This window comes from Pelolinea submarina, assembly GCF_003966975.1.
Taxonomy (GTDB): domain Bacteria; phylum Chloroflexota; class Anaerolineae; order Anaerolineales; family Anaerolineaceae; genus Pelolinea; species Pelolinea submarina.
In genome coordinates this window covers 432942-458573 of sequence record NZ_AP018437.1, presented here as the reverse complement: position 1 = coordinate 458573, position 25632 = coordinate 432942, and the positions used below count along the sequence as shown (strand labels likewise).

General features: G+C 51.5%; 23 protein-coding genes. 5 read left to right on the top strand and 18 right to left on the bottom strand.

The annotated features are described in order from the left end of the window. Positions 1–20 precede the first annotated feature (20 nt). Together Pelsub_RS02190 and Pelsub_RS02185 are read right to left on the bottom strand one after the other, a co-directional pair. Positions 21–389 (bottom strand): HsmA family protein, encoded by a 369-nt coding sequence (locus tag Pelsub_RS02190; RefSeq protein ID WP_116226378.1) that lies wholly within the window; start codon positions 387–389, stop codon positions 21–23. Between the two features lie 57 nt (positions 390–446). Continuing rightward, positions 447–902, bottom strand: coding sequence for a VOC family protein (locus Pelsub_RS02185; protein ID WP_116226379.1), 456 nt, complete (start codon positions 900–902; stop codon positions 447–449). Between the two features lie 301 nt (positions 903–1203). Here Pelsub_RS02185 and Pelsub_RS02180 point away from each other — a divergent pair, with 301 nt between their 5' ends. Together Pelsub_RS02180 and Pelsub_RS02175 are read left to right on the top strand one after the other, a co-directional pair. Then, entirely contained in the window at positions 1204–3621 is a 2418-nt protein-coding gene (locus tag Pelsub_RS02180; RefSeq protein ID WP_116226380.1) for a PAS domain-containing hybrid sensor histidine kinase/response regulator, read from the top strand. 16 nt (positions 3622–3637) lie between these two features. Beyond that, positions 3638–5233 carry a diguanylate cyclase gene (locus Pelsub_RS02175; protein ID WP_116226381.1) on the top strand — a complete coding sequence of 532 codons (1596 nt, stop codon included), beginning with the start codon at positions 3638–3640 and terminating at the stop codon, positions 5231–5233. Positions 5234–5335: 102 nt separating this feature from the next. Here the strand turns inward: Pelsub_RS02175 and Pelsub_RS02170 are convergent, their stop codons facing one another. Further along, entirely contained in the window at positions 5336–5965 is a 630-nt protein-coding gene (locus Pelsub_RS02170; protein ID WP_116226382.1) for an LUD domain-containing protein, read from the bottom strand. Between the two features lie 180 nt (positions 5966–6145). On the opposite strand from Pelsub_RS02170, the gene Pelsub_RS02165 reads away from it, so the two are divergent. Then, on the top strand, positions 6146–6745 hold the full coding sequence (locus Pelsub_RS02165) for a TetR/AcrR family transcriptional regulator (protein WP_116226383.1): 600 nt from the start codon (positions 6146–6148) through the stop codon (positions 6743–6745). Positions 6746–6752: 7 nt separating this feature from the next. On the opposite strand, the gene Pelsub_RS02160 is transcribed toward Pelsub_RS02165, so the two are convergent. From Pelsub_RS02160 to Pelsub_RS02135, 6 genes are all read right to left on the bottom strand, one after another. Beyond that, entirely contained in the window at positions 6753–7322 is a 570-nt protein-coding gene (locus tag Pelsub_RS02160) for a hypothetical protein (protein ID WP_116226384.1), read from the bottom strand. A 44-nt stretch (positions 7323–7366) separates the two neighbouring features. After that, positions 7367–8752: a DUF4825 domain-containing protein gene (locus Pelsub_RS02155; RefSeq protein ID WP_158674932.1), complete on the bottom strand. Its 1386-nt coding sequence runs from the start codon at positions 8750–8752 to the stop codon at positions 7367–7369. Positions 8753–8916: 164 nt separating this feature from the next. After that, positions 8917–9489 carry a dihydrofolate reductase family protein gene (locus Pelsub_RS02150; protein WP_116226386.1) on the bottom strand — a complete coding sequence of 191 codons (573 nt, stop codon included), beginning with the start codon at positions 9487–9489 and terminating at the stop codon, positions 8917–8919. Positions 9490–9554: 65 nt separating this feature from the next. After that, a complete protein-coding gene (locus tag Pelsub_RS02145) occupies positions 9555–9935 on the bottom strand; it encodes a cupin domain-containing protein (RefSeq protein ID WP_116226387.1) in 381 nt (126 codons plus the stop codon). 76 nt (positions 9936–10011) lie between these two features. After that, on the bottom strand, positions 10012–10572 hold the full coding sequence (locus Pelsub_RS02140; RefSeq protein ID WP_116226388.1) for a cysteine hydrolase family protein: 561 nt from the start codon (positions 10570–10572) through the stop codon (positions 10012–10014). A 39-nt stretch (positions 10573–10611) separates the two neighbouring features. After that, positions 10612–11001 (bottom strand): tetratricopeptide repeat protein, encoded by a 390-nt coding sequence (locus Pelsub_RS02135; RefSeq protein ID WP_116226397.1) that lies wholly within the window; start codon positions 10999–11001, stop codon positions 10612–10614. Between the two features lie 83 nt (positions 11002–11084). On the opposite strand from Pelsub_RS02135, the gene Pelsub_RS02130 reads away from it, so the two are divergent. Continuing rightward, positions 11085–11672 carry a LysE family translocator gene (locus Pelsub_RS02130; protein ID WP_116226389.1) on the top strand — a complete coding sequence of 196 codons (588 nt, stop codon included), beginning with the start codon at positions 11085–11087 and terminating at the stop codon, positions 11670–11672. 77 nt (positions 11673–11749) lie between these two features. Here the strand turns inward: Pelsub_RS02130 and Pelsub_RS02125 are convergent, their stop codons facing one another. From Pelsub_RS02125 to Pelsub_RS02105, 5 genes are all read right to left on the bottom strand, one after another. Further along, positions 11750–12133, bottom strand: a complete 384-nt coding sequence (locus Pelsub_RS02125) for an iron chaperone (RefSeq protein ID WP_116226390.1) — start codon at positions 12131–12133, stop codon at positions 11750–11752. A gap of 68 nt (positions 12134–12201) precedes the next feature. Then, positions 12202–12867: a cation transporter gene (locus Pelsub_RS02120; protein WP_116226391.1), complete on the bottom strand. Its 666-nt coding sequence runs from the start codon at positions 12865–12867 to the stop codon at positions 12202–12204. A gap of 195 nt (positions 12868–13062) precedes the next feature. Further along, complete coding sequence (locus Pelsub_RS02115) at positions 13063–13446, bottom strand: endonuclease domain-containing protein (protein ID WP_116226392.1); 384 nt, start codon at positions 13444–13446, stop codon at positions 13063–13065. Between the two features lie 421 nt (positions 13447–13867). Beyond that, complete coding sequence (gene tnpA / locus Pelsub_RS02110) at positions 13868–14323, bottom strand: IS200/IS605 family transposase (protein WP_126440372.1); 456 nt, start codon at positions 14321–14323, stop codon at positions 13868–13870. A gap of 130 nt (positions 14324–14453) precedes the next feature. After that, entirely contained in the window at positions 14454–15593 is a 1140-nt protein-coding gene (locus Pelsub_RS02105) for an ATP-binding protein (protein WP_116225426.1), read from the bottom strand. 581 nt (positions 15594–16174) lie between these two features. Between Pelsub_RS02105 and Pelsub_RS02100 the strand changes: the two genes are divergently transcribed. Then, positions 16175–21391, top strand: a complete 5217-nt coding sequence (locus Pelsub_RS02100) for a right-handed parallel beta-helix repeat-containing protein (RefSeq protein WP_116225425.1) — start codon at positions 16175–16177, stop codon at positions 21389–21391. Positions 21392–21703: 312 nt separating this feature from the next. Here the strand turns inward: Pelsub_RS02100 and purB are convergent, their stop codons facing one another. From purB to Pelsub_RS02080, 4 genes are all read right to left on the bottom strand, one after another. Then, complete coding sequence (gene purB, locus Pelsub_RS02095) at positions 21704–23092, bottom strand: adenylosuccinate lyase (protein ID WP_116225424.1); 1389 nt, start codon at positions 23090–23092, stop codon at positions 21704–21706. 3 nt (positions 23093–23095) lie between these two features. Then, entirely contained in the window at positions 23096–24394 is a 1299-nt protein-coding gene (locus tag Pelsub_RS02090) for an adenylosuccinate synthase (RefSeq protein WP_116225423.1), read from the bottom strand. A gap of 3 nt (positions 24395–24397) precedes the next feature. Further along, positions 24398–24958: a hypoxanthine phosphoribosyltransferase gene (gene hpt, locus Pelsub_RS02085; protein ID WP_198418382.1), complete on the bottom strand. Its 561-nt coding sequence runs from the start codon at positions 24956–24958 to the stop codon at positions 24398–24400. A gap of 179 nt (positions 24959–25137) precedes the next feature. Further along, positions 25138–25593 carry a GNAT family N-acetyltransferase gene (locus Pelsub_RS02080; RefSeq protein ID WP_116225422.1) on the bottom strand — a complete coding sequence of 152 codons (456 nt, stop codon included), beginning with the start codon at positions 25591–25593 and terminating at the stop codon, positions 25138–25140. Positions 25594–25632 lie beyond the last annotated feature (39 nt).

Below are 25632 nucleotides of genomic sequence, written 5' to 3'. Positions count from 1 at the left end.
CGTCCTCTTATTTCTTAGTGTCAGCGGGCCATGGCCGCGATCATGCCGGTGAAATAAGGCACCAGCCACATTAACCAGACGAACAAACTGAACTTATGGAAGTCACGCAATTTCTGCTCATTCTTGCGGAGGAATACCAGCGTGGCCCACAGCGCGTGGCCGAGCATCAGGATAATGGCCAATACGCCGGTCACGCCGTGCAAATTAAAATCCAGCCCGCCCGCGATCTCCCCCATCATGGTCGTGCCGGTGGTGTCGAACACCAGCCCAACCCAGAACAAGACCAGGTGCCTGCCGCGCAGGCGTCCGGCGAATTTTTCGCTCCAAACACCCAATGTATAAAACACCAGCGCCAGACTGATGGCAACAATCGCAACGAAAAAATCCAATCTCAGTTAATTAATCATGCCTCTCAAAATTTTCAGGGGTGTTATTTTAGCTCAAATCTATTTTCCGTCGTAGGCAGCCTGCAGTTGGGAGATATCCAGTTTGATCATGCCCAGCATGGCCTGGTTCACGCGCTGCGCCTTGACGGGATCGGGGTCAGCGAGCAATTCACCTAGGATGTCGGGGACGATCTGCCAGGAGATGCCGTAACGGTCCTTCAACCAACCGCATTGCTCCACTTCACCGCCTTCCGATAGGCTATCCCAATAATGGTCCACCTCCGCCTGTGTTTTGCAGTGCACAAAGAATGAAATCGCCGGGGTGAACGTGAAAACCGGTCCGCCGTTCAGCGCGATGAATTCCTGGCCGTCCAACTCGAAAGATACCGTAAAAGCGGAACCTTCCTCGCTGCGGGAAACGGAAAGAATTTTCGCCTGTTTAAAAACTGAAACATAAAAGTTCGCGGCTTCTTCCGCTTGATGATCGAACCATAGAAATGGGGTGATTTTCGGCATGCTTTACCTCGCTTTTACATCTAAGCAATACTACAACCCCATGAATGCAAAAGATATAAAAGCATTGTTAATTTCATTTACGATTTAGGATTTGATTTATATTATTCTGAAAGCACGGTAGACAATCTTTCCCATTTTTTACGATTTCGTTATCTTTTTTATTTTACAAATCACCATTATTGTCAGACAATTTAAGAATAATGATAGAATTAAATTAAACTCATCAAAAACTATTTATATTGGCGATAATAGAGATTGACATTAAAAACGGAAGATAAGGTTTTAATAATCAAAGGTTTTTATGGTTAATCAAGACGAATCTACAAAACCGGGTGGACAGAACTGGAATCTCGCCAACGAAAAGAAATACTACGAAGCGTTGATCATCAACAGCCCTGCCGCTATCGTAGTGATCAATCGAGACAGTCTGATCCGCGAATGGAACCCAGCCGCCGAGCAATTGTTCGGTTTTTCGCGTTCCGAAGCCATGGGCAAGAACATCGACGATTTGATTACCAACGAGGAAATCCGAACCGAAGCAGCCAGTTATTCTGCAAAGACCAAACAGGGTGAATCGGTGAAAGCCACTGCCTGGCGCGTGCGCAAAGACGGTTCGCTGGTTGAAGTGGAAGTATTGGGCGTGCCCATCTATTCGGACAGCCAAGAGATCACCGATTTCATGGCCATCTATCATGACGTGACCGAACTGCAGCGGGCGCGCAAAGAAGCCCTGGCCGCCAGCCAGGCTAAGAGCGAATTTCTGGCCAATATGAGCCACGAAATCCGCACGCCCATGAACGGTGTAATTGGCATGACCAGTCTGCTGCTGGATACGTCTTTGAATGCGGAACAACGCGAATACGCCGAAACCATCCGCAAGAGCGGCGACGCGCTGCTTTCCATCATCAATGACATTCTCGATTTTTCCAAGATCGAAGCCAACAAACTTGAACTGGAATCCCATCCCTTTGACCTGCGTGAATGCATTGAATCTGCGCTGGATCTGGTTGCCTATCAGGCCTCCGAAAAAGGACTGGAGCTGCTTTACAATGTGGCTGAAGATATTCCAGCCGTGGTGATCGGCGATGTAACGCGCCTGCGCCAGATCATCGCCAACCTGCTCGGCAATGCGGTGAAATTCACCGAAAAAGGCGAAGTGGAAGTCTCCGCTAAACTGGCCGAAAGCCGCGCCGACGGCGCTACGCTGCAATTCGCCGTACGCGATACCGGCATCGGCATTCCGTCTGACCAAACCAACCGTTTATTCAACCTGTTCTCGCAGATCGACGCCTCCACCACAAGGCGTTTTGGCGGGACCGGGTTGGGCTTATCCATCTGCAAACGGCTGGTGGATTTAATGGGCGGGCAAATTTGGATTGAAAGCAGCGGCATGCCGGGAGAAGGTACCATTTTCTATTTCACACTGCCTTTCAGCACTCCCAAAGAGCCAATCCACATTCCTACAGCTTCTCCACGCCTGCGTTTGGCCGGAAAGACAGCCTTGATTGTGGATGACAATGCCACCAACCGGCTGATCCTGGCGCGCATGGCTGCATCTTGGGGCATGCAAACTGTAGTTTGTTCCTCCGGCCGGGAAACATTGGAAAAAATGGCCGATGGCAGGCATGTGGACGTTATGCTGTTGGACGTGCAAATGCCGGAAATGGACGGCTTGACCCTGGCCGTCGAATTGAAAAAACGCGGCGAAAAACAGACCCCCATAATAATCCTTAGTTCCCTGGGGTCGCACGTCGACCTGCCGGATGGGCTCAAAGCAGCCTATCTGAATAAACCCATCAAACCTTCCATCTTATATGAAACGTTATGCAATGTGCTTAGCGACGTGGAAGGGGGCTGCGCTGCTGACGATGGAAATGAACCAATCTTCGATAATCTGATGAGCAAGCGTCATCCACTGCGCATTTTATTGGCCGAGGATCATCCGGTCAATCAAAAGGTCGTACGGTTGATGCTGGAACGCCTGGGATACCGCGCGGATGTGGCCGGCAACGGCCTGGAAGTGCTGGAAGCTTTCCACCGCCAGCTTTACGATGTGGTGCTGATGGATATCCAGATGCCGGAACTGAACGGCCTCCAGGCCACTCAACGCCTGCGTGCTTCCCTCAATGCGGAAGACCAACCGCACATCATCGCCCTGACCGCCAACGCAATTGGCGGCGAACAAGCAGAGTATCTGGCCGCCGGCATGGACGATTATTTAAGCAAACCGGTCAATGTACTTCAGCTGCGCGAAGCGCTGGAAAAATGTATGCCTATTGGCATTGAGAAAGAATCTTCGTTGGAAATACCCAAAAGTGGATATCCAGCCTTTTCCACGGATCCGGATGAAAAAGATAATCCCGCCCATTCAATTGACATTGCCAAACTGAAAGAGTATTTTCCATATGAGGGGGAAGACGTCAGGATGATCATGGAACTGGCGCAGGAATTTCTGGACGATACGAAAAGACGTTTAAAATCCCTCGAGGAAGCCTATATGCGGGCAGACGCGCAAGCTTTGGGTGAAGGGGCGCATTCAATTAAAGGCGCCAGCCTGACATTTGGCGCTGTCGCTTTTTCACAAATGTGTAGAGAATTGGAAATGATGGGAAAGAGTGATAATCTGGATGAAGCCGGGGAAAAAATAGAACAGATCAAAGCGGAATTCGAAAAAGTGCGCACGGAGCTTATCCAGATTCTTCAAGAAATGCTGCCTTAAATATATAAGGGAATAAATGGACGAAGACCTGATTTTGTTGGGAATGGATTATGCAAGAATTCAAAGTGCCTGGGACGCGGTCCTGGCATCCGGCGCGGAGAATCAGGCTGTCAGCGAACTTGCACAGGCTTCTCACCGATTAGCCGGTGCTGCTTTAAGTATTGGATACACAGACATTGGCAATGCAGCCCGCAACCTCGAAACCGCATTGCGTTCTGCCACCACCCCTCCTGATTTATCACTTTGGAAAAACTCATTGGATACCCTGGCTAAAGCCTGTATCGACCAAAAATTAGACGAACTCTACCACAAGCAGATGCTGGAAAATACTCAATCGGCATCCATAAATCAGACATCATCTTCCAACACAAGGATTTACCTGATCGACGATGACCTGACGCAGGCCCAATTGTTAGCCGCTCAGGTAAGCCGCTTTGGCTACCAGGTGCAGGTATTTAACCAGTTGGCAGATTTGCACGACCAGCTGCGCAACGGAATTCCCAAGGCTGTTTTAATGGACATTGTTTTTCCTGAGGGAGAGCTGGCCGGAGCCGAGGAAATCCGCAGTTTACAGGCGGAATTTAACAACCAAATACCGGTATTCTTTATTTCCGTACGCGACGATACCGCCGCACGCATTCAGGCTATCCGCGCCGGGGGTATTGGGTACTTCACCAAACCGGTGGATATCGACGCACTGATGGATGAGATTAATAAGTTGGATGTGCAGGAAGATCCACAGCCTTACCGCGTGATGATCGTGGACGATTCCGAGGTACAAGCCAAAACCAGTGCCATGCACCTGAAAAAAGCCGGTATGGAAACCTGTATCGTTTTCCGATCCGCCGAAGTATTGGATATGTTGGAAGATTTCAGGCCGGACATTGTCTTGCTGGATTTGTATATGCCGGATTACACCGGATTGGAAATCGCGCAAATGATCCGGCAAATCAAAGCTTATGTAGGTTTACCAATCGTGTACCTTTCCGCCGAGTCTGACCGGGAGAAACAACTTTCCGCCGTGGGCCAGGGCGGGGATGATTTTCTCACCAAACCGATCAAGCCGGATACATTGATCGAGGCTGTCACAGCGCGCATTGAGCGCTACCGCCAATTGCAGACCTTAATGCTGCGCGATGGATTGACCGGACTATTCAATCACACCACCATGCGTGAACACCTTGTGCAAGAGATCAATCGGGCTGCGCGCAACGCTCAGCCTTTTTCATTAGCCATGCTGGATATCGATGAGTTCAAGGATGTCAATGATCGCTACGGCCACGCTACCGGGGATAAAGTACTGCGTTCCCTGGCGCAGATGTTGACGCTGCGGCTGCGGCGGGCGGACATTATCGGCCGTTACGGCGGTGAAGAATTCGTCATCATCCTGCCCAACACCGAAGTCAGGGAAGCGGTTGGACTGCTGGACGATTTACGCAATTCCTTTAGTCAAATCGTGCACCTCGCCCAGAAAGCAGAATTCCAGGTCACTTTCAGCTGCGGAATATCCGGATTTCCGCAATTTGACAGTGCCGCCTCATTGAGCGAAGCGGCAGACAAAGCCCTGTACATTGCCAAACATCAGGGCCGCAACCAGGTTGTCCGGCAGTAAAATACCAATCTCAAAAGCCAGGCGCCATCGCCAATTAATTTAAAAAAGCGATCCTGTTTCTTATTCAGGGTCGCTCTTTTTATGCGCCGGTGATACTCCGATTTAGAATCCCAGTTTTTCTTTTACCAGGATCATGGTGGTGCGGCCGGGCATGACCTCGCGATTTACGATCAACCACTTGCTGATGAAGCTGTTCATGCCGTAAGTTTGCAGGGCGCGTTCATCCTCCAACGGGTAAGTATATTCACGCACGCGCTTCAAACCTTCCTCCAGATTGGGAACAATTTTCTGCGTTCCCACCACCCAGATGACGTGTTCGGCGCTGGCGGCGTAGGGCGCCAACTGGCTGCCGGTGTTGGAAGCCACCACTACCACGCCATCCTCGGTGACCGCGTGCACGCTGCCGATGATGTACTGCGGCACCGCGCCCATTTTGATCATCTCGCGGTTCTGGGTTTCACGATTCATCTTGGCCAATTTGACGCGTACGGAATCGTAGCGCTGGTCCACTTCCTGCGGAACGCCCAGGGCATCCAGCGTGCGCGAGGTATTGGTGAAAACCTCGGATCCTGCGGGGATAAGCTTCCATAATTCCGCTTTGGCCTGTTCGCCATTTTCCACTACGACTGTGTGGATATTGTTGGCTTCCAGGGCTTTCGCGGCCCGCGCGACCTGTTCATCGGTTGCTAAACCGGCATATGCTTCATTCGGAACTAATGTTGAGTGTGTCATGATCTTTCTCCTTGATTGCTTTTCTTTTTGATTTTTATTTTTTCAGTTACCGCAGGAAAACCACTTGAATTTCCTGTTGTTTTATGTTATCCTACTGATGTTGCTTATTAAACATCTGTTGTTTATATAGGTCAACCATCAATAACCGATAAGTGTTGTTAAAGCAACACAGGAGCAACAATGTTGTTAAACCAGGAAACAGAAATCAAAATCGACCCGCGCGTCAAACGCACGCAGGCGTTAATCCAGCAAGCCTTTGGAGATTTACTGGCTGAAAAAGGCTTTCAATCCATCACCGTGCAGGACATCACCCAACGCGCCGAGATCAACCGGGCCACGTTTTACGCGCATTTTCCGGACAAATTCGCCCTGCTGGAAAATCACATTCAACAAGTGTTCCGGGCAGAGCTGGAAAAGCGCACCCTGCATGCCTGCCATTACAGCGAAGACAACCTGCAAGCGTTGATCGTGACCGTCATCGAATTCATCGGGCAGGCCAACACCCATTGCAAGTCGCTCGACAGCCAGTTCGAATTAATGGTGGAACGCCAGGTCAGGAAGCAAATCCAGGAGATATTGGAGTTGTGGATCAGCAAGGTGGGGGCCGATATCGAAACGCAAACCGCCGCCACTGCCAGCAGCTGGACCATTTACGGATTAGCACTGCAGCATAACCAGGATAAACGCTCGAACAAACCCAGTTCGGAGACGTTCGCCAAACAGGTGCTGCCGCTGGTGCGCGACAACCTGCACCTACAGCAGGAAACACCGCAAGCTTAAACCCGAATTAATCCTCCAGATCGAGGGTGTTATAGTAGGCAAAGAGGATCCCGTCCTTGTTGATCCCAAATTGCAGGAACGGACGGTTCGTATCCCCCGGCTGCATTTCTCCGTACCAGGTGAAGAAATAATTATCGCCCTTCGCGCTGGCCTCGTAAGACAGTGTGGATTGACGCGCCTCAAAATCAGGCACAAGAGACTGTGCATACGTAAAGACTGTCTTTTCCAAATCCAAAGCAGGTTTGGAATCCGTTCCAGCGGACCTCGCCGGCAACATCACCCTGGCGTCAATTTCCAGCACAGCTCCTGTTTCGGGGGCGAATGAATAAAGTCTTCCCTCGGTGTCCTGATAAACCGCTATCTTCATTCCACCATTCGGGGAATTGACCATGCTTCCATCTTCCACAAACTCAAGGGGGCTTAACGGCAAGGCCAATACCGAGCGAACTTCATCGATTGCTGCTAATGCCGAATCCGAAGCAGTATTATCAGCAGCGCAGGAAGCAGTAAAAAGGAACAGGCAGGCAAAAGAAATCACCCTCAGGTTCCATCCAAAGGTTTTGATTAACTTTTTCATTGTGCAAATCCTCTTTTTATATTTTTAGGGACAATCAACTGCGATCAGGATTCAGTCCCTTCCAATATTTGCAGCATGAGCGCTGTTTTGGGATAACGTTCTTCCATATAAGTCATTGAGTTTGCGTTGAGCATGCTCACGGCTTGGTCTTTCCACAGGTCGAACCAGGCCTGCGCCGACCCGGCTGCGGTTATGTCCGGATCCTCATCGCCGAGCAGCTCCCGCATGACGGATAACAGGATCTGGCTTTGCAGGTCCGTCTGCCCGCCCATGAGAAAACGTGCGTACGCATAACGCAGGGTGGCATCGCCATAATATGAAAGTTCGCGGTATTCAAAGGCATGCGCCTCGATATACGCACCCGGGTTCGACGCCTCAGCCGGAGAGGAAGCAATGGTCTCGATGAGATTTCCGAGGATTGCGTCCGTGTCCACATTGCCGTGCGCAACTGCCTTGGCATAGCATTCCTGCGTTTCCGCCAGCACATATGGCTGTGTATCCAGCGCATCCGCGGCGATATCAGCCGGGAATTTTTCCTCGATGGAAGGCGCGTAATAAGTTCCATCACGCGGCTCCCAGTATTCTTTCAGGTCATAACTGCCCCGGTCATTCTTCTCAAAGGTAATGGCTACCGGCATATGGCTGCCGCCCGATACGGTCAGATCATCATCCGCGTAAACAAATTCCAGGTAGAGTGCCATCGCGTAAACCGTGACAGTATTTCCGCTTTCCACTGTCTTGAGGGTCACGTGCGCTTGTGTGGCAAAATCGCTTGGGGGGTATTGGCCGGCGTTGGCTTCCAAAATGGCTTCGCCGACCTGCGTATCCAAAGCGTCTGCCGGCTCCCCGTCGGCTTCCACACCGGTCCCAGTCGATTCATTTTCCAGGACTGCGCTATTTTTATCCAGCCAATCCAGCAAAGACTGCACTTTCTCAGCTGTCTGCCCGTACGTTTTTACATCGCCCCCCAATAAAGCATTGATCTGATCAAGGGTCAAGCTTTCCTTTATCTGATTTTCCTCAATATCAGATGAAACACCAGCCGTGTATTGCCATTGAACCTCGGAAACATTATCGATCAAAGCCAACAGCAGCACAGCATTTTTCCGCATTTCCTGACCCAATGCAGCCGGATCAGTTACGTTATCGGTAAACAGTATGCGTAGCGTGTAAGGTTCTTCATCAGTCTGCAATTCAAATGTATAGGCGCCAAGATCCTCAGAAATATTCAGAGCCTCCAGGAGCGCCCCATCTGCCGACGCATCGCCCACAAAGGGATTGCGTTTACCCGCCAGCATCTGCGCGAACCCGGTGTTATCCGTAATCTCACCAGATGAGCCTTGGTCTGTCTGCAAGCTTCCGGATACGCAACCGACGCAGGCCAATAAAACCAACAATACAACAAATCGTCCCTGCTTTTTTCCAATCATTGAATGTATCTTTCTCATTTCTCTATTCTCAATTGATTACATCTGTAATCATAACCCTTATTATGAATTGATCAGACACGCATGGCCAGAACAAACCGACCGAAGATTTTCTGCAGCTTAAGATTTGGAATGTATTTTGCCGGTATGAAATGTTCTGCCTGCAATCAATTGCAGGCCAATTCGTAATGCAGCAGCACGATGCCGCATTCGAAGGCGCGCGACTCAACCAAAGCCAACTTTTGAACACCCGGCACCTGGCTGAAAATGGACAGTCCGCCGCCCACCAAAGCCGGGTTGACGAACAGGTAGAAGTCGTCGATCAGGCCGTGCCCGATCAGCGCGGAAACCAGCGAGGCGCCCCCATAGACAATCATATCTTTGCCGTCCTGATCCTTGCGCTGGGCAACATCCTCCACCAGGTCTGTGGAAACTACTTCCATGTCTTTCCAGATGGGTTGTTTGACCGTTTGAGAATAGACGATTTTGCGGGCCGTCATCATCTTCTGCCCGCCGGTATATTCCGGGTCGGATGGATCTCCGGCCACATGCGACCAGTGATCGATGAAACCGGCGGCCATCTTGCGGCCCAACAGGATGGTATCGATGCTATCGGTCAGCTCGTCTACATACCCATTCAGGTCGTCGCCCCAATTCCAGACCATCCAATCCATGCTGCCATCGGGGCCGGCCACATAACCGTCCACAGAGATTTGCACCTGCAATTTCAACTTACGCATTTCCTTTTCCTCGTCAACATCCAAACATTTGAGTAATCAGGCAAAAAGCGGATGGGATGCAACGGTCAATCGTCACCCGTCGGCACGATATCCGCCGTTTCTACCATGAGAACAATAACCTTTTCGGGCGCGCGTGTGCGGTGGGTAATGCCCTTGGGGACAACATAACCCTGCCAGGCGCCTAAATCGATGGTCTCTTCCTCCAAATCGATCAACAAATGCCCATCCAGCACAAAAAAGAACTCATCGTCACGATCGTGCTTGTGCCAGTGATATTCGCCCTGGAAAATACCCAGGCGGGCAACCGAATCGTTCACCTTGCATAAGGTCTGGTTGAACCAGCTATCGGTGCAGGCTGCCACCATAGCGGGAACGTCCACTACCGTCAGAGGCGGATATTTAACATCCAGCTTGGTCACGTAGGGATATGATTTTGGTTCACCCATTTTTGCCTCCTCGGTCTATTTGGGTTTAATGAATTTTTCCAGTAACTGTAATTAAATTCCCCGGACCAATATTAACTTACAAAGCCTTCATAACCGTCCCGGTGTCCACCACCTGGGCGAACTCATTGTGAATGGTCGCCAATGAAAGCGCATGCACGGTCTCGGCGGAGTAATCTAGTCCATCCGGACCGGTCAGGCCAAACGCCGCGGTGGCGTCCGAGACTACGTAAGTGTGGAAACCCAGATTCCCGGCCATGCGCGCGGTGGTAGAAACGCAGTACTGGGTGGTCAAGCCAACGATAACCAGCGTTTCGTATCCCTTGCGCCGCAATTCTTCCTCCAGATCGGTGCCAATGAAAGCGCTGTTGACGTGTTTCCAAATAATTAATTCACCCGCCAGCGGTTTTACAATTTCCTTGATGGCACAACCCGGGTTATCTTTATTTAGAGGAGAATCAGGATAAACCGAGAGATGTTTTACAAATATAACGTGGCGGTTAGTGGTACGCCAGGCTTTCAATAAGCGGGCCATGTTTTCTTCCGCGCCGGGGTTGTTGCGTTGACCCCAGATCGGTTCGTCAAAGCCCTTCTGAACATCGATGAGCAGTAAAACTGTGTTGCCGGGTAGTTTTTCCATACAGAGCGTATCCTTTTCCTTATGATTTTATACCATCATTCAACGGATTGTCCCTAAATTTAAGTTATCGTGGTCCAACCCCAATTCCGACGCGCGCCGGTAGAACTCTTCCGCCTGCTGCATATGGCCCAGTAGTTCGTATGAACGGCCCAGGTTGACGTACAGCGATGGATAGAAGGGGAGGACGCGCTCGTCCTGCGAGGATTCCGCACGCGCTAGCGCGATCTCGTTCCAGTGCAGGGCCAGTTCGGGGCTGTCCTGGATGCGCGCCACATAGTGGGCCGCCAGGCAGGCTTCATAATCGTCGCACGCCGCGCGCCAGGCCTGTCGGTAGAACTCGGCCGCCTCATCGGGGCGGCCGGCGTACTCGGCTTGAGTGCCCAGTACACAAAGACGCATCACTTCGTTGACAGGTTCCGGGAAAGACATTTTCTTTTTATCCATTTTTAGTAGTATAAAGGTGATTTTATCCAGGCAAGTTTAGATTCGCATTAACGATTCAGGAGAATTTCATGAACGGTATTATCCCGCTGCTGACTTATATCTTTGTGGTCTCGTTCACCCCCGGTCCCAACAATATCATGTCCATGACCAACGGCATGCGCTACGGTTACCGCAGCATCCTGCGTTTTATCGGCGGCATCCTGTGCGGGTTCGCCATCATCGCGCTGAGCGCGGGCATGCTCAATCTGTTCATGGCCAACCTCATTCCGGCTTCAGGCAAGTGGCTCAAGATCCTGGCAGCCGTGTACATGTTCTACCTGGCTTTCCGCATCCTGCGTTCCGGGCCGATGAATGACGGCAAGGAAGGCAGCTCCACCAACCGCTTCTGGTTCGGCTTTACCATGCAGTTTATGAACGTCAAAGCCATCCTGTTTGCCATCTCGGTCTTTTCGCTGTTCGTCAGCGATTTTTCCAAGGACTTCTTCATGGTGGTGCTGTTCGCGCTGTTTTTGGTGTTCGTCACCTTCATGGGAACCAGCCTGTGGGCTTTGGGCGGTACGCTCTTCCGCAGCCTGGCGCAAAAGCACTACAAGGTCTTCAACGGCATTATGGGTGGTCTGCTGATCTACACCGCTATCGCCGGGTTGATCAAATAGCCCCTCCTGACCTCCCCCATTTTTGTGCCCCCTCCCGGCCTCCCCCAAAATCTTCGATTTTAGGGGAGGAGATAGATTCACTTGGATTTTTTGGCCTTGGCGCGTACGCGATTCTCGGCCACGCGGAATTCAGTGATACGACGCACCAGATCGTAGGGGATGGGCTTATCCAGGGGGAAACGCACCGTACCTTTGGAAGTCTCGTAATCCCTCAGTTCTTCCTCGAAGTGGGCAATACCGCTGGAAGAGGGGTAAAAACCGATGTGGTTTTGGTAAGCCGCGAAGTGCACCAGGTTCTGGCCCAGCACGAATGTAGGGATGCCGTAGCTGATCTTTTCGGTTGCTTCGGGCGCGATCTCATGGATCAGGTCGCGCATACGCTGCATGATGGCCTGCGCTTGCGCGGGGAAACCTGTCATGTACTCATCGATGGTTTGCGGGGATTTTTTGCTGCTATCCATTCAAGCTCCTGCATTGCAGAATTTATTTAATTTTACATAAAGCAGGAAGATATTCTATTAAACATCTATTAATGCGTTTCGGTGCAGTCCTCACATTCGCCTTCACACCCGCAGCCGCATTCCATGCCGGCCGCTTTCTCAAAGGCTTCGCGGCCTTCGTTGACCGAGAAGTAGATCAGGCCGAAAGCGCCCAGGCTGTCCACCAGGCCGAAGCCGGTCAGCTGGTAGATCAGGCTGGAAGCCAGCAGCACCAGCGACATGTAGATGCACACCATGGTGCAGTTGGCGTCCGCCAGGATGGGAGCGGAATCCAGCGCGCGGCCGACCTTGCGCTTGGCACTCACCAACGCCCACATGGTGGCAATGGAAATCAAGGAGATGATCAATCCCGGCAGGGTCGTTTCGGGCTGGTGCACAGTGAACAGGTTATAGATTGCGCTGACGCCCAGCCCGACGGCCAGGATGTAGAAGGCCGCGCCGGTGATGCGCAGGGCGGTCTGCTCGAATTGCGAGCGGGAGGTATCGGGGTTCTGGCGGATGCGCAGCACCATGGCCAGGATGCCCGCGCCGGACAGCACTTCGATGAACGAGTCCACCCCGAAGCCGAACAGGGTCAGGGTCTCGTCCGAGGCGCCGAAGTAGATGGACACCAGTCCTTCAAGGATGTTGTAGAAGATGGTGATGATGGCCAGCCAAAGGGCATACTGCCAGTATTTGCGGGTGGAATCGGTCATAGACACGCCTGCTTTCTGTGAATAGAAGTAGGCTGTTATTTTACACGATATTTATGAAATAAATGATGTTATTTTCAAGACAGGTTATTGAAAGACTACTCTCCCACCCCTACCCAACCTCCCAGCCCCTTCCCAGCCTCCCCCATTTCTACGAAATAGGGGAGGAGCTTGGTAATTATTATTCGTGGTAATTTTTTATTCTTTGGTGTGGTTATTTTTCTCTTCTATCAATTTGTCGACGGCATTCTCGATCGTGATGACAACGGCATTCAGGTCATCCATTATCTGATTATTCCAAAAGCGTAGGACGCGGTAGCCGTGAGCGGCCAGGTAGGCAGTACGCCGCTGGTCATATTCGTGCAGGTCTACGTGCTGTCCGCCGTCCACTTCGATGACGAGCTTGAGGCGCGGGGCGCAGAAGTCGACCACGAAGGGGCCAATGGCATGCTGGCGGCGGAAGCGGATTCCGGCACGCTGGCGTTTGCGCAGCACGGACCACAGACGAATTTCGGCAAGGGTGGGGTTGGCACGCAGGTCGTGCGCGAAACGGGCGGTGTGTGGATAAGTGTGATCGGACATATTCCCCTCGTGTGCTGTGATGATTGGTTTGTGAAATATTGTACGCCTTTAGCCCCCTCCTGACCTTCCCCATTTTTGTTCCAAAATAGGGGAGAAATCAGCACCTTTACTCCTCCCCTAAAGTCTGGCGACTTTAGGGGAGGCTGGGAGGGGGGCAGGAAGCCCAATTACGATCTCCAAGATGTCCAAGTCATCCTAACCCTGATTGGTTCCGATACACAGGTTGCATTAGGATATTCCGATAAATCAGATCTGGATTTCGATAGAACTAATCAAAACCACCCGTCAAACGGGTGGTTTGTTCTGAGGCTATAAGCCTCTAATACTGGCCAGCGTCTCAAGACGCTGGCTTTCACTTTCGTTCAAGCCACTTTGCCTTTACCTCTTTCGCTTGTCCCTAAAGGGACTTCCGTATTACCTGCTACCCCTTGAAGGGGTTTTCATATTCTCTCACACTCAATTTATCCAGCGCTATATCGTGCTTCTCTTGCTCTTCGATATATTTCTTGATCGTTGCTTCATTCAATCCTACTGTGCTCACATAGTACCCTTCTGCCCAGAAATGCCGATTCCCAAATTTGTACTTCAAATTCGCGTGTTTGTCGAAGATCATCAATGCACTTTTCCCCTTCAGGTATCCCATGAAACTCGACACACTTATCTTCGGCGGAATACTTACCAACATATGTACATGATCGACCATCAAATGCCCTTCGATCACCTCTACCCCCTTGTATCCGCATAGTTGCCTCAGTATTTCCCCTATGCTTTCCTTGTACTCGTTATAGATTATTTTTCGCCTGTACTTCGGTGTAAATACGATATGATATTTACACATCCACTTTGTATGCGATAAACTATTTGTTGTATTTACCATCAAATCACCTTCTTCTGCTATGTTTGTGGCCTGAACATCCACTATTCTAGCTATTTAGGTGATTTGTGGTTTAACCTCTTATTTTCCACCCGCATAGCGGGTGGTTTTCTGTTTCTCTCGCTTCGCTCGTTCAACTGACTAAAGTCATAATAAAATCCTGATAGTTATCAGGATTAACAACCTGAAATTCAGAGGTTGGGTAATTTTCTTTCCAGACTGAGGGGGCTAAAACTTTCTTTTTGGGGGACCATTTACATTCGTAGGCAAACAGTTTCCCCTCGCGTTCTTCGACAAGGTCAATTTCCTGTTGTTGATACGTGCGCCAGAAATATACGTTAGAAACGATTGAATGGTACGCCCGGAATTTTTCGCGCTCCATCATGAAGAAATTTTCCCACAAAGCACCGCAATCATTCCGTTGGTCAAGATTGTTAAATTGGGCAATCACGGCGTTCCGAATACCGTTATCCCAAAAATAATATTTGGATTTATTGGTCACTTCCTGGCGCAAATTGCGACTGAACCCATTCAGTCGACAGATAACAAATGCTTTCTCCAGCAAGTCCAAATAACGTTTGATAGTCTTCACATCCACACCCAATTGCGTGGCAAGTTCAGAAATTGAGACTTCGCTGCCCACTTGGAAAGATAACAACTTTAATAAATCCCATAAAATCCGTGAGCTTTTTATTCGATCGAACGTCAGAATATCTTTCAATAAATAAGAATTCGCAATTTCTGTTAGTACTTTTATACGGGACTGTTTTGTATCCGCTGTTAAAACCTCCGGGTAAGAGCCAAAAATTAAAAAGTCCGGAAGTTTCTGTTTAAGTTCGAAGTGATTATATTGATCCGCTAATTCAGTCTGCGCTAAAGGGTAGAGGTTCAGCGTAGTTTTCCTGCCGGTAAGGGGTTCACCAATCTGCCCTGCCAATTCAAAGGATGAGGATCCTGTGACAATTACTCTGATATCCGGAATCTGATCGACAATGATTTTCAATCCCATGCCGATGTTAGGAATATTTTGGGCCTCATCAATGGCGATTAATTGGTAGCCTTCCGCATACGGCAATATCTGACTGAAATCTTGAGAACCCAAGACCTGTTGAGTTTGAATGTTATCACCTGAATCCAGTTTGTATTTCAAGGAGGTGTGATCTAAGTAATTCCTCAACAAGGTGGTTTTTCCAACCCTGCGTGGGCCATATATCACTAGCACTTTGTTAGGTGCAAGTCGATTATCAAGTGGTTCATAAAATCGTTTATACATGTTTCCATTATACGAGAAATTTGATTAAAAGTAAAAACAAGGATCTATGCTCCCTACATTAATACATAATACAGGGAATTAAACTCCCTGTATTTAACAATTTAACGATCTTTTTTTTCTTCTCGGACTGTAAATCTCCCGTCCCTTCGTTCCTCCCCTATTTTTCGAAGCTCTTTGCAAGAGCAAAGAGCGGAGATGCACATTCCGGAACAGCCTCGAGCTGTCCCCGGAATGAGTACTCCATCCAATATGGGGGAGGTTAGGAGGGGGCAGACAAAAGGAACGCCAGGAACGTGAAGAAAGGCTGAGAGGGAACCGAGAGGGGTTGAGCAGGGGCTGAAGGGTCCAGGAAAAACAGATTGTGTGCTGTCTGCACACCTATTTTGGAACTACCGTAAATATAATTTCCCCTAACCCCACGGGGATGTCTTGGAGGAATCACGCGAGGGTGACATTTTTCACGTGACTCAAATATTAACCATAATCCCCTAAACACACGTAAGTCGTGCAGCCAAGCCAGGCGGGATATTAAGAAAAATCAGCGAACTTGGCAAAAATCGATCAAGCAGGAGGCTCACTCAATGAAGAAAAATTTCTTATTCTTACCCATTATGATACTGATAACCGTGCTCATGATAAACGGCAGGATCTATGCCGATGGGGCTGAACCGCCGGCCGCGCCGGAAGAAGCGGCAGCGGTGGAAAGCACCCCGGCTGATACAACGGACCCGGATGAACAGGCAGCCCTGACGCCGGACACACAGGAAGGAACACCAGAGGAAGCGCTGCCGGACGAAGGGGACGACGAGACCTCTCCGGAGCATCCGCAAGAGGTAATCGACACCGGGACGGAACCTTCCGAGACACAGCCGGAATCGGAACCGGAATCGCCCGCAAGCGAACCTGAAGATCCGCAAATGATCAGCCCGGATGAAGGCGGGACGGACGAGGAAGACGAACTCCCCGCGGAAATGGAGTCTCCCGAAAATGAAGCCACTGAAGAAGAAACGGTTGACGCCGGTACGCAATCCGGCCAGCAGGGGATTGAGGAAGTTCCCGATCCGTATTTCACCTCCGGCGGCGTGACATACAGCTTCTACCAAACCGCGGGCGCGTGCAACGGAGCAGCCAACTGCGTTGATGGGCTGGCTAATCCCATCCAATCTGCCATCGACTATATCCAGATCAACGGCACCGCACCGGACGACGGGAATATTTACGTTGAAAAAGGTTTATATAAGGAAGCGGTCCTGATTGACGGATCGCTGACAAACCTGAACACGTTACGAGGTTTGACAGGAATTCCCACCAGCGGTGTTTATCCGACCATCGCCAATACACTGACGTTAACCAACCTGCCGGGCGGGTTCACTTTGTCGGGGTTCATTGTAACCGGCGGTGTAAGCGTCACAAACAGCAGCGGACCTTTTGAAGTCAACTCGGTAACCGGCACGCTGGAAATGACCAATGTGACTTCCTACATGACCGATACGGACGGGATTCACATCAAGGACCACAAAGGCGATATCAACCTGACCGGTATCAACAGCAACCACATCACTAACAACGGCCATGGAATTTGGGTGGAAAATCAAATTTCCGGGAATCTCACCATCACCGACAGCGAGATTCGTTTCAATACTGGTGATGGGGTCAAGGTCAGTTCGAAAGGCCGCGTGACATTGGACGGCGTAATAAGCCAGAGTAATGCTAATGGTATTATGATTGACGGTTTTGGCTCGCTCAATATCAGCGATTGCAGTACGCAGGAGAACGACCAATATGGAATTTGGATCCAGGCCGCAGGAAAATCCGTTGTCCTGGACAATCTCAATTTTGGGTCAAATGGGCGTGAGTCAACTGAATCCTGCAGCGGCTTGTGCATCATCAATGCGGGAACAGTTACGCTGAAGAACCTTTCCGCATATTCAAATTATAGAAACGGCATTGAAATCAACGCCAGCGGAAATATCAGTCTATCCGATGTTACTGTGAAGCAATCGGGGTTGACAGGCATCAGCCTTACTTCGCTTAAAGGCATGGTAACAATCGACGGAGCCGTTATCATCGAAAATTCAGATGACGGGATCCTGATCAACGCACGCGGAGCAACACTGCGCAATATCTCCGCAAACGACAACAGAGCCAACGGCATTCGCTTGAACCTGAGTGGAGGCAGCGCACTGCTCGAGAACATTGCGGCGGACACGAACGGCGCCTGGGGAATCTATCTTGACACGCTGGAAAGCGCCCCTTCCGCCGTGGTCAATACAACGTTCAAAAAGGTCAACGCAGCCGATAACCAACAGGGCGGCATTCACGTGAGTACGCTGGGATCGGTCAATCTGCTTGACAGCACCGCCTTCAACAACAAAAACGATGACGGCATCTATATCGCCACACGCGGCAAAGTAACGGTGACCAACTGCGTAGCGGATTCCAACGCAGGCGATGGTCTGCAAATTGAAGGCATCCACACCAAAGCTTACCTGAATGGCGGCTGGCAAAACGTTTCCATGACCAGTCCGGCGTCGGTGACGATCAACCTCACCAAGGATTCTCAATCCATTAACGAGTTCAACCAAAATGGTACTATCAACAATTGGGGAATCGGAGTCAGCGGTATCCATGTTGTTTCACAAAAACCAGTCAGCATCTCCGATTTCGTAACTTCTGAAAACAACAGGTATGGGGTATATATCTGCGGTCCTGAGATCTATAACCAGGAATCCAGCTCCTATGAACTGCAGCGTGCGGGAGTTGTTACCATCAAATCCTCACTGGCTGATAACCGCAATGATGCCAGCAACAACAGTATCGGGGTGCGCGTGTATGCCGCCGGTACGGTAACGCTCTCCGATCTTTCCAGCAACAATAATAATAGTAGAGGTGTTGAAATCGATACGCTGGGTAAGATCATCGTCAAAGCAGTGAGTGCCAGCAATACGCAAGACAGCGACAGTATCGTACTCATGAACAATTCCGCTTCCGGCAGCATGAGCGTAACCATCACCGACCTGGAAGTTTATGAAACTCAACAGGATTGGGGAGCCGCGCTGGTCGTTTCCAGCAAGGGAACCATCACCATTAACGGATTGACGCTTGAAGGGAATAACTGTTTTGGCGCCAAACTGGAAAATAGCGGCGACGGGAAAGGCAATATCAGTTTAACGGATGCCTACATCAATAACAACAATGGCATTGGAATCCTGGCCCGCTCGAACGGGTCAATTCTGATCAAGAATACGTCATCAAATAACAACTCCCAGGGCGGGGCTGATTTGAGCAACCGGGACACGGCCAAAGCCATGCCGATTTCACTGACCAATTGCGAATTCAGCCATAACCAGTCCTTCGGCCTGCAAGCTGTCAGCAAAGGTTTAATCACATTGAAAGATGTCAACGCTAACGAGAACAACGATACCGGGATCAATATATCCAACACCGGCGGCGGTTCAAGAGCAGGCATGACATTGGTAAATGTCAATTCCGAAAACAACAATGGATCAGGTCTATATATCGATACCGACGGCCAGGTTCTAGTCACCAATATCAACGTCAACAACAATGCCATGAGAAATGGCTGGTTGGGTAAAGAGAGTGACAGCGGATTTACACTGATTGATTTTTACAATCAGTCCCATGGATTGGATCGCTGGAATTTTGCAGCCGCTTCTGATAGCGCACAAGTGATCCTGATGAGGGCGGATGCCACCTGGCCGTTGAACCGTGCTGATTTCCAACCGGTGATCGAGCTGTACGACGCCAAGACGGATGAGTCGATTCCCGTGACTATCGACTGCGAATCGACACCCGGCGAATGTTCCTTCACATTCCTGCCCAGCGATTTCGGCTACACAGAAACACAGAATTATTACATGCTGGCCGGCAGTTCCAGCAACGACGGATTCTACCGCCTATCGTGGAACGACGACGACCCGGACACTTACGAGAGATTCTATTACGCCTGCGGCACAATGATTACAGCCGGCGGCAATGTGAAAATCAACGGTATTGAAGGGCACACGAATTCAACTACCGGGTTGGCCGTAACGACCACCGGAAACAGCAGCATCACGCTTTCCGGTATCCATGTTTCCGATAATGGCACCGAAGGCATTACCTTGACCGGCGGGCAGGATCCGCTGGATATGGATAATTCCGGATGGGGAACCGGAACGATCAGCTTCACGGGTGAAAACTTTACCAATTCAAATGGCTGGGATGGATTGGTAATCAACTCCAGCGGAAGTCTCTTAATCAGTAATTTGGACGTTGTTGACAACGGCCGGGCAACCAACAGCGCAGGGATCCGATTAAGTGAGGATCATCCCGCCAAGATCATCACCATCAATAACCTGAACGTGCGGAATAACGGCTACGGGGCGCAGATGCGCGCAACAGGCAATATCATCCTGAAAAATGTGGAAATTTCCAATAACCAAAGCGGAAGTGGGTTGTACCTGGATAACTGCCTGGAAAATGCGGGGGTATGCAGCGGAAAGGGTACGATTACGTTGACCAATGTGTATGCCAAAGGAAACAACGGCGTGGGTATGGAATTGTACTCAAAAGGCATTATCACCCTGAAAACCGTGGAAGGCAACGAAAACCGGCAAACCGGCATCACTGTCTCCAACAAATTTGAGGGCACAGCCGCCAACCTGATTTTGACCGGTGTAATTGCCAGCAATAATACAATGACCGGCATTCAGGCCACTACCAACGGTTCCCTACTGATCACAAAAGTCGACGCAAACGGCAACAACATGAATTGGAACAAAATGAGCAGCGGGGAAACAGTACAGAATTACCTCAACCCAAGCCAGGGCTCTGACTTTTGGGGCTTTGACGCGGAAGCCGAAACGACCTATACCATCACGCTTCTAGCGGACGGAACCGATACTGAAATGAATTTCCTGAACCTTTTTAGTTTCGATCCCATCCTAAAGCTGTATGTCATGGACGAAGAAGATAACCTGATCGAAATCACGGAAGGCTTCACTATTAACCACGTGACTGACAGTTCTTACGAGATTGAGTGGACCCCCGGAACGGATGCGGGCGGCGGGTACTGGGTTGAAGTAAACAGCACCAGCAACAGCGGCTATTACCGCTTGTCCATCAACCACGATGCCTCCGAATACACTCGCTACTTCGTGAATGGCATGACCTATGAGGTGGGCGGAAACGTAGTAATCGGCGGGACAAACCACTTCAGCGGCAATGAACAATCCGGGTTGGCTGGAACGAGCAGCGGAAACGTGACGCTCTCCAATTTTGGTGTGAACGGCAACGGACGCGAAGGTATCTCCATTAATAACCTGGGCGGCACAGGCAGCGTGACCATTACCGGAACCAACCAGGCTGTTGGGAACGGATGGGACGGGCTGAATATCAATACCAATGGAAGCGTTAAAGTGCAGAGTTTTACAGCCTACAACAACTTGCTATCCGGTTTGAATATTATAGCCAACGGCCAGGGCACTGCTGTAAGCCTGTCCAACCTGTACCTTTCATATAATAATGAAAACGGGTTGAAAATCGAAAGCAACGGGGCCGTTAGCGCAAGTAATTTGAACACATGGTCCAACCAGGACTCCGGTGCTTATATCGACACCAACGGCTATGACCTTTCAATGTCAAATAGTTCTATCTTCCTCAACGGGATATACGGTTTAGTTTATGTAAACTCGCCGGAAATACTGTTCAAGAACATCAATAATTATTTCAGATGCAATGGAAGGAATTTCTACTCCAGCCTCGACAGAGATAACATCGTCGCGCTGGTCCCGTAAATCATAAAAGAGCAGGGCAGTTATCACTGCCCTGCTCTTTCTAATCCACGTAAATAAGTCCTGTATGTTTTAATAATTGCTTTAACCAACGCGTGTGTGAATTTGAACGGCAATTTTTTTGCGCGCTGCTATGGCAATAGTCCCGTCGACAAAGCTTCCATCCAGCGACTAGCCCCCTCCTAACCTCCCCCATTTTTGTTCCAAAAATATGGGAGGAATTAAAACCTTTTACTCCTCCCATAAAGTCGCCAGACTTTGGGGGAGGCTGGGAGGGGGCCATAATCTAATGGGGGTCGGAGGAGGCTGAAATACCTACTTACAAACTTCGCGCACACGCACAGCCATCTGCAAGGCGCGCTGCTCGGCCAGGCCGGTGTAGCCGGACACATCGAAGAGCGGCGGGATGGCATCGGGCGCGAGCCAGCGCGTAACGCGCGTGTCGCCCGCGGCCAGGTCGGCCAGTGGGTTGGCATCACCCTGCTGGACGGCGGCCCAAGCCTGCATGCTGAGCTGGCGCAGGACCTCGTGCAACTCCTGGCGGTCGGCACCGGCTTTGACCGCGGCCATGAGTACGCGTTCAACCGCCGCGAAGGGGCCGAACTTGTCCAGGTTGGCCTGCATAGCGGCCGGGTTGACGCGCAGTCCGGCGATGACTTTCTCCAACGTGGCCAGGATCTCGTCCAGAGCCAGGAAGGCTTCCGGGAAGAGCGTGCGGCGGTTGGCGCTGTCGTCCAGGGTGCGCTCGAGCAGCGAGTTGGCGTAGTTGTTCCAGGCGGTCAGCGGGGCAGCGCTGAGCGCGCGCGCCAATGAGTCGACCTTCTCGGACTGGATGGGATTGCGTTTGAAGGGCATGGCGGAGGAACCCACCTGCTTCTCACCGAAGGGTTCACCCAATTCGCCGATGACTTCCGACTGCAGCAGGCGCAGGTCAAAGGCAAATTTGTAGGCGGTGGCCGCCAGGCCGGACAACGCGCACAGCAGGTTGTAGTCCTGCTTGCGGGTGTAGGTCTGGGAGGTAACTTCGTAGAAGGGCAGGCTGAGCGATTGGCTGACCAGCGCTTCCAATTGCTGCTGTCCTTCCAATCCATACAGCATCACGTAGGAAGCGGCTGTGCCAACGGCACCCTTGAAACCCTTGCCTTTCAGGTCAGCGCGCAGGGTCGTCAGGGCTTCGTAATCCGCCAGCAAGTCCTGGGCGGTGGCAGCCAGGCGGTAGCCTAAAGTCGTGGGTTCGGCCGGCTGTAAATGGGTGAAGGCCATGACGGGCTGGTCAGCGTAGGTTTCCACCTTATCAGCCAAAGCGTTCAGCACCGCAGTCAGCTTGGGGATTAGTAGGTCGAGCGACTGGCGCATTTGCAGCACTTCGGCGTTGTCCTTGATGTCCATGGAGGTGGCGCCCAGGTGCAGCACGCCGCCGGCCGTCGGGCACTGCGCGGCGTAGACCTGCAGCTCGGCCATCAGGTCGTGCTGGTTGACAGCTTCGATCTCCAGCGCGCGCGCCACGTCCACATCATCCGCGTGCGCTTTCAGTTCATCCAACTGCGCGGGGGTCACCAGGTCAAATTCGACCTGAGCTTCGGCCAGGGCTACCCATAGCGCGCGCCAAAGCCGGCGTTTGTTCTCCTCGCTCCACACGGCGCGCATTTCCGGCGAGCCATAGCGCCAACTGAACGGACTTTGGTAACGCGCGAAGGCATCCATAGCTTAATCCTTGTATAACAGAGCCGAACGCTCCGGCCCAACCGAGACACTGCGCACCGGCAGGCCGGTACGCTTTTCGATGAACTGCACGTAAGCCTGCGCATTGGCGGGCAGGTCCTCCCAGCGCGTTACGTCGCGCAGGTCCTCTTCCCAACCCGGCAGGACTTCGTACATGGGGCTGCATTCCGCCAGCAGGCGCGCGTCGCCGGAGAAATCCAGCGCCGTCAGGGTTTTATCACCGCAGCGGTAAGCCACGCACACCGGAATTTCCGACAAGCCCGAAAGGATATCCAGCTTGGTCAGGAACAATTCGGTGAAGCCGTTGATTTCGCGCGCGTAGTTGAGCAGCACCAGGTCGAGGCAGCCCACCCGACGCGGGCGGCCGGTGGTGGTGCCGAATTCATCCCAGGGGTTCTCTCCCGTACCGCGCAGGAACTGCGCCAGCTCGCCTTCCAACTCAGTCGGGAAGGGCCCGGCACCCACGCGTGTTTGGAAGGCTTTGGTCACGCCCACGATGGAACGCACCGGTTGCACGCCGATGCCCAGGCCGCTGAAGATGCCGGCGGCAGTGGTGCAGGAACTGGTGACATACGGGTAGGTGCCCTGCTCCAGGTCAAGCAGTGTGCCCTGCGCGCCTTCGGCCAGGACATTCTTGCCTTCGTTCAAAGCCTGCTGCACCAGCGGGCCTACACGGCGCACGTAAGGCCGCAGCTGTTCCACCGCGGCCAGGTATTCTTTCAAAACCGCCTGGATATCCATACCCTCCTGGTGATACCATTCGACCAGCAGGCGGTTGGCTTCTTCCAGGTGTTCGCCCACGCGTTCGGCGAAGTAGGTCGGGTCAAGCATTTCACCGGCGCGCAGCCCAGAGCGGGCGGCCTTGTCGGTATAAGCCGGGCCGATGCCGCGCCCGGTGGTGCCAATCTTATCCCGGCCCAGGGCGGCGTCTTTGGCACGGTCCAGTAATCGATGCGCGGGGGTTATCAATTGGACAGCGTCCGAGATCCACAGCCGCTCCGGGGTGATTTGGATGCCGGCCTCGCGCAGTTGGGTCATTTCTTCCACCAACGTATGCGGATTGAGCACCATACCGCTGCCGATCACGCCGGTGACACCCGGGTGAATAAGGCCGGTAGGAATAACATGCAATTTGTAGATTTTTTCGCCGACCGTAACGGTGTGCCCGGCGTTATCGCCGCCATTGTAACGCGCAACGATATCGGATTTCTCAGCCAGCAGGTCGACCACACGGCCCTTGCCCTCATCGCCCCATTGGGCGCCGATCACCAAATCCAAAGGCATGCCTTACTCCTCTTCTTTTGAGATATCGATAGCTGCGATATACGGCAGGTTGCGGCCTTTTTCATCATAGTCCAGCCCATACCCAACCACAAAATAATCCGGAATGGAAAAACCCAGATAATCGATGGTGATGTCCACTTTATGGCGTTCGGGTTTATCCAGCAGGGCGCATACTTTCAGGCTGCGCGGATCACGATCGAGCAGCAGCTTGCGCACGGTGCGGATGGTGTAGCCGGAATCGATGATGTCGTCGATCAGGATCACGTCCCATCCCTGGATGTTGGTTTTATGGTCGGCCTCGATACGCACGAAACCGGTGGATTCGGATTTATTGTAGGAAGAAATGGACATGAAGTCCATGGTAATGGGCCGGCGGATTTCGCGCATCAGGTCAGTGAGGAAAACTACGCTGCCGCGCAGCAATCCCAGCAGCAGCAGCTTTTCTGAATCCTGGTAGTCTTGGGTAATGGTTTCACCGAGGGCTTTTACGCGAGTATTGATATCCTTCGCCGAAATAATTTCACGCTGCATGAAACCATAAGGAAAATGGCGCGAGGTTTCCATAATTTTTACCTTTCTTTTAGGCGGGGTGGCCGGGAAACCACGCAATTGTAGAGCGGTGCCCGGATAATCTACACAGATACCTATTCTAAACCAAAAAGTTAATGTATGGACGAATCTTTTGAGATGAATCCTGATTATTTAAGGATGTAGTAGGAATATCCAAGATAGTAAAACCATCCTCATTCCTGTGAGAGATCCAGTTTGAAATAAACGTCGCCATCTTGATGGTGTGTAAAGCGAAAACCAAAATCCAGATAGAAGGCAATCACCTCATCCCAGGTTTCGGTGGTTTCCAGGATGATATGCTGGAAGCCGCGCCCCCTGGCCTCGTCACACAAGGCTGTCAGGATACGGCGGCCGAGGCCCTGCCGGCGCAGGGAGGCTGCCACTGACATGCGCTTGATCTCAGCCGTGTGCCCGTCATGCGGTACCAGCGCCCCGCAGCCCACCACTCGTCCGTCCTGTTTGGCTACCAGGAAAACCGCGTCACGATAAGATTCCGCGATGTTGTTCAGGTCCAGGTTCAGGGTTGGGTCAAGTTTGCCCCAATGGTCCACCAGTCCGGCCAGCACCAGCGCTTTAACTTCCTCCTGGTCGGAAGGGTGAAAGGGAGACAGGGAAATGGGGATATTCATACGTATGAAGTATATCCTTTTCGAGAAGATGATTGAAGT

What these genes read in the sequence shown, in the direction of transcription:
- Pelsub_RS02185 (WP_116226379.1), bottom strand. Translation starts at nt 902, where the DNA reads ATGCCGAAAATCACCCCATTTCTATGGTTCGATCATCAAGCGGAAGAA.
- Pelsub_RS02180 (WP_116226380.1), top strand. Translation starts at nt 1,204, where the DNA reads ATGGTTAATCAAGACGAATCTACAAAACCGGGTGGACAGAACTGGAAT.
- Pelsub_RS02175 (WP_116226381.1), top strand. Translation starts at nt 3,638, where the DNA reads ATGGACGAAGACCTGATTTTGTTGGGAATGGATTATGCAAGAATTCAA.
- Pelsub_RS02170 (WP_116226382.1), bottom strand. Translation starts at nt 5,965, where the DNA reads ATGACACACTCAACATTAGTTCCGAATGAAGCATATGCCGGTTTAGCA.
- Pelsub_RS02165 (WP_116226383.1), top strand. Translation starts at nt 6,146, where the DNA reads ATGTTGTTAAACCAGGAAACAGAAATCAAAATCGACCCGCGCGTCAAA.
- Pelsub_RS02160 (WP_116226384.1), bottom strand. Translation starts at nt 7,322, where the DNA reads ATGAAAAAGTTAATCAAAACCTTTGGATGGAACCTGAGGGTGATTTCT.
- Pelsub_RS02155 (WP_158674932.1), bottom strand. Translation starts at nt 8,752, where the DNA reads ATGATTGGAAAAAAGCAGGGACGATTTGTTGTATTGTTGGTTTTATTG.
- Pelsub_RS02150 (WP_116226386.1), bottom strand. Translation starts at nt 9,489, where the DNA reads ATGCGTAAGTTGAAATTGCAGGTGCAAATCTCTGTGGACGGTTATGTG.
- Pelsub_RS02145 (WP_116226387.1), bottom strand. Translation starts at nt 9,935, where the DNA reads ATGGGTGAACCAAAATCATATCCCTACGTGACCAAGCTGGATGTTAAA.
- Pelsub_RS02140 (WP_116226388.1), bottom strand. Translation starts at nt 10,572, where the DNA reads ATGGAAAAACTACCCGGCAACACAGTTTTACTGCTCATCGATGTTCAG.
- Pelsub_RS02135 (WP_116226397.1), bottom strand. Translation starts at nt 11,001, where the DNA reads ATGTCTTTCCCGGAACCTGTCAACGAAGTGATGCGTCTTTGTGTACTG.
- Pelsub_RS02130 (WP_116226389.1), top strand. Translation starts at nt 11,085, where the DNA reads ATGAACGGTATTATCCCGCTGCTGACTTATATCTTTGTGGTCTCGTTC.
- Pelsub_RS02125 (WP_116226390.1), bottom strand. Translation starts at nt 12,133, where the DNA reads ATGGATAGCAGCAAAAAATCCCCGCAAACCATCGATGAGTACATGACA.
- Pelsub_RS02120 (WP_116226391.1), bottom strand. Translation starts at nt 12,867, where the DNA reads ATGACCGATTCCACCCGCAAATACTGGCAGTATGCCCTTTGGCTGGCC.
- Pelsub_RS02115 (WP_116226392.1), bottom strand. Translation starts at nt 13,446, where the DNA reads ATGTCCGATCACACTTATCCACACACCGCCCGTTTCGCGCACGACCTG.
- tnpA (WP_126440372.1), bottom strand. Translation starts at nt 14,323, where the DNA reads ATGGTAAATACAACAAATAGTTTATCGCATACAAAGTGGATGTGTAAA.
- Pelsub_RS02105 (WP_116225426.1), bottom strand. Translation starts at nt 15,593, where the DNA reads ATGTATAAACGATTTTATGAACCACTTGATAATCGACTTGCACCTAAC.
- Pelsub_RS02100 (WP_116225425.1), top strand. Translation starts at nt 16,175, where the DNA reads ATGAAGAAAAATTTCTTATTCTTACCCATTATGATACTGATAACCGTG.
- purB (WP_116225424.1), bottom strand. Translation starts at nt 23,092, where the DNA reads ATGGATGCCTTCGCGCGTTACCAAAGTCCGTTCAGTTGGCGCTATGGC.
- Pelsub_RS02090 (WP_116225423.1), bottom strand. Translation starts at nt 24,394, where the DNA reads ATGCCTTTGGATTTGGTGATCGGCGCCCAATGGGGCGATGAGGGCAAG.
- hpt (WP_198418382.1), bottom strand. Translation starts at nt 24,958, where the DNA reads ATGGAAACCTCGCGCCATTTTCCTTATGGTTTCATGCAGCGTGAAATT.
- Pelsub_RS02080 (WP_116225422.1), bottom strand. Translation starts at nt 25,593, where the DNA reads ATGAATATCCCCATTTCCCTGTCTCCCTTTCACCCTTCCGACCAGGAG.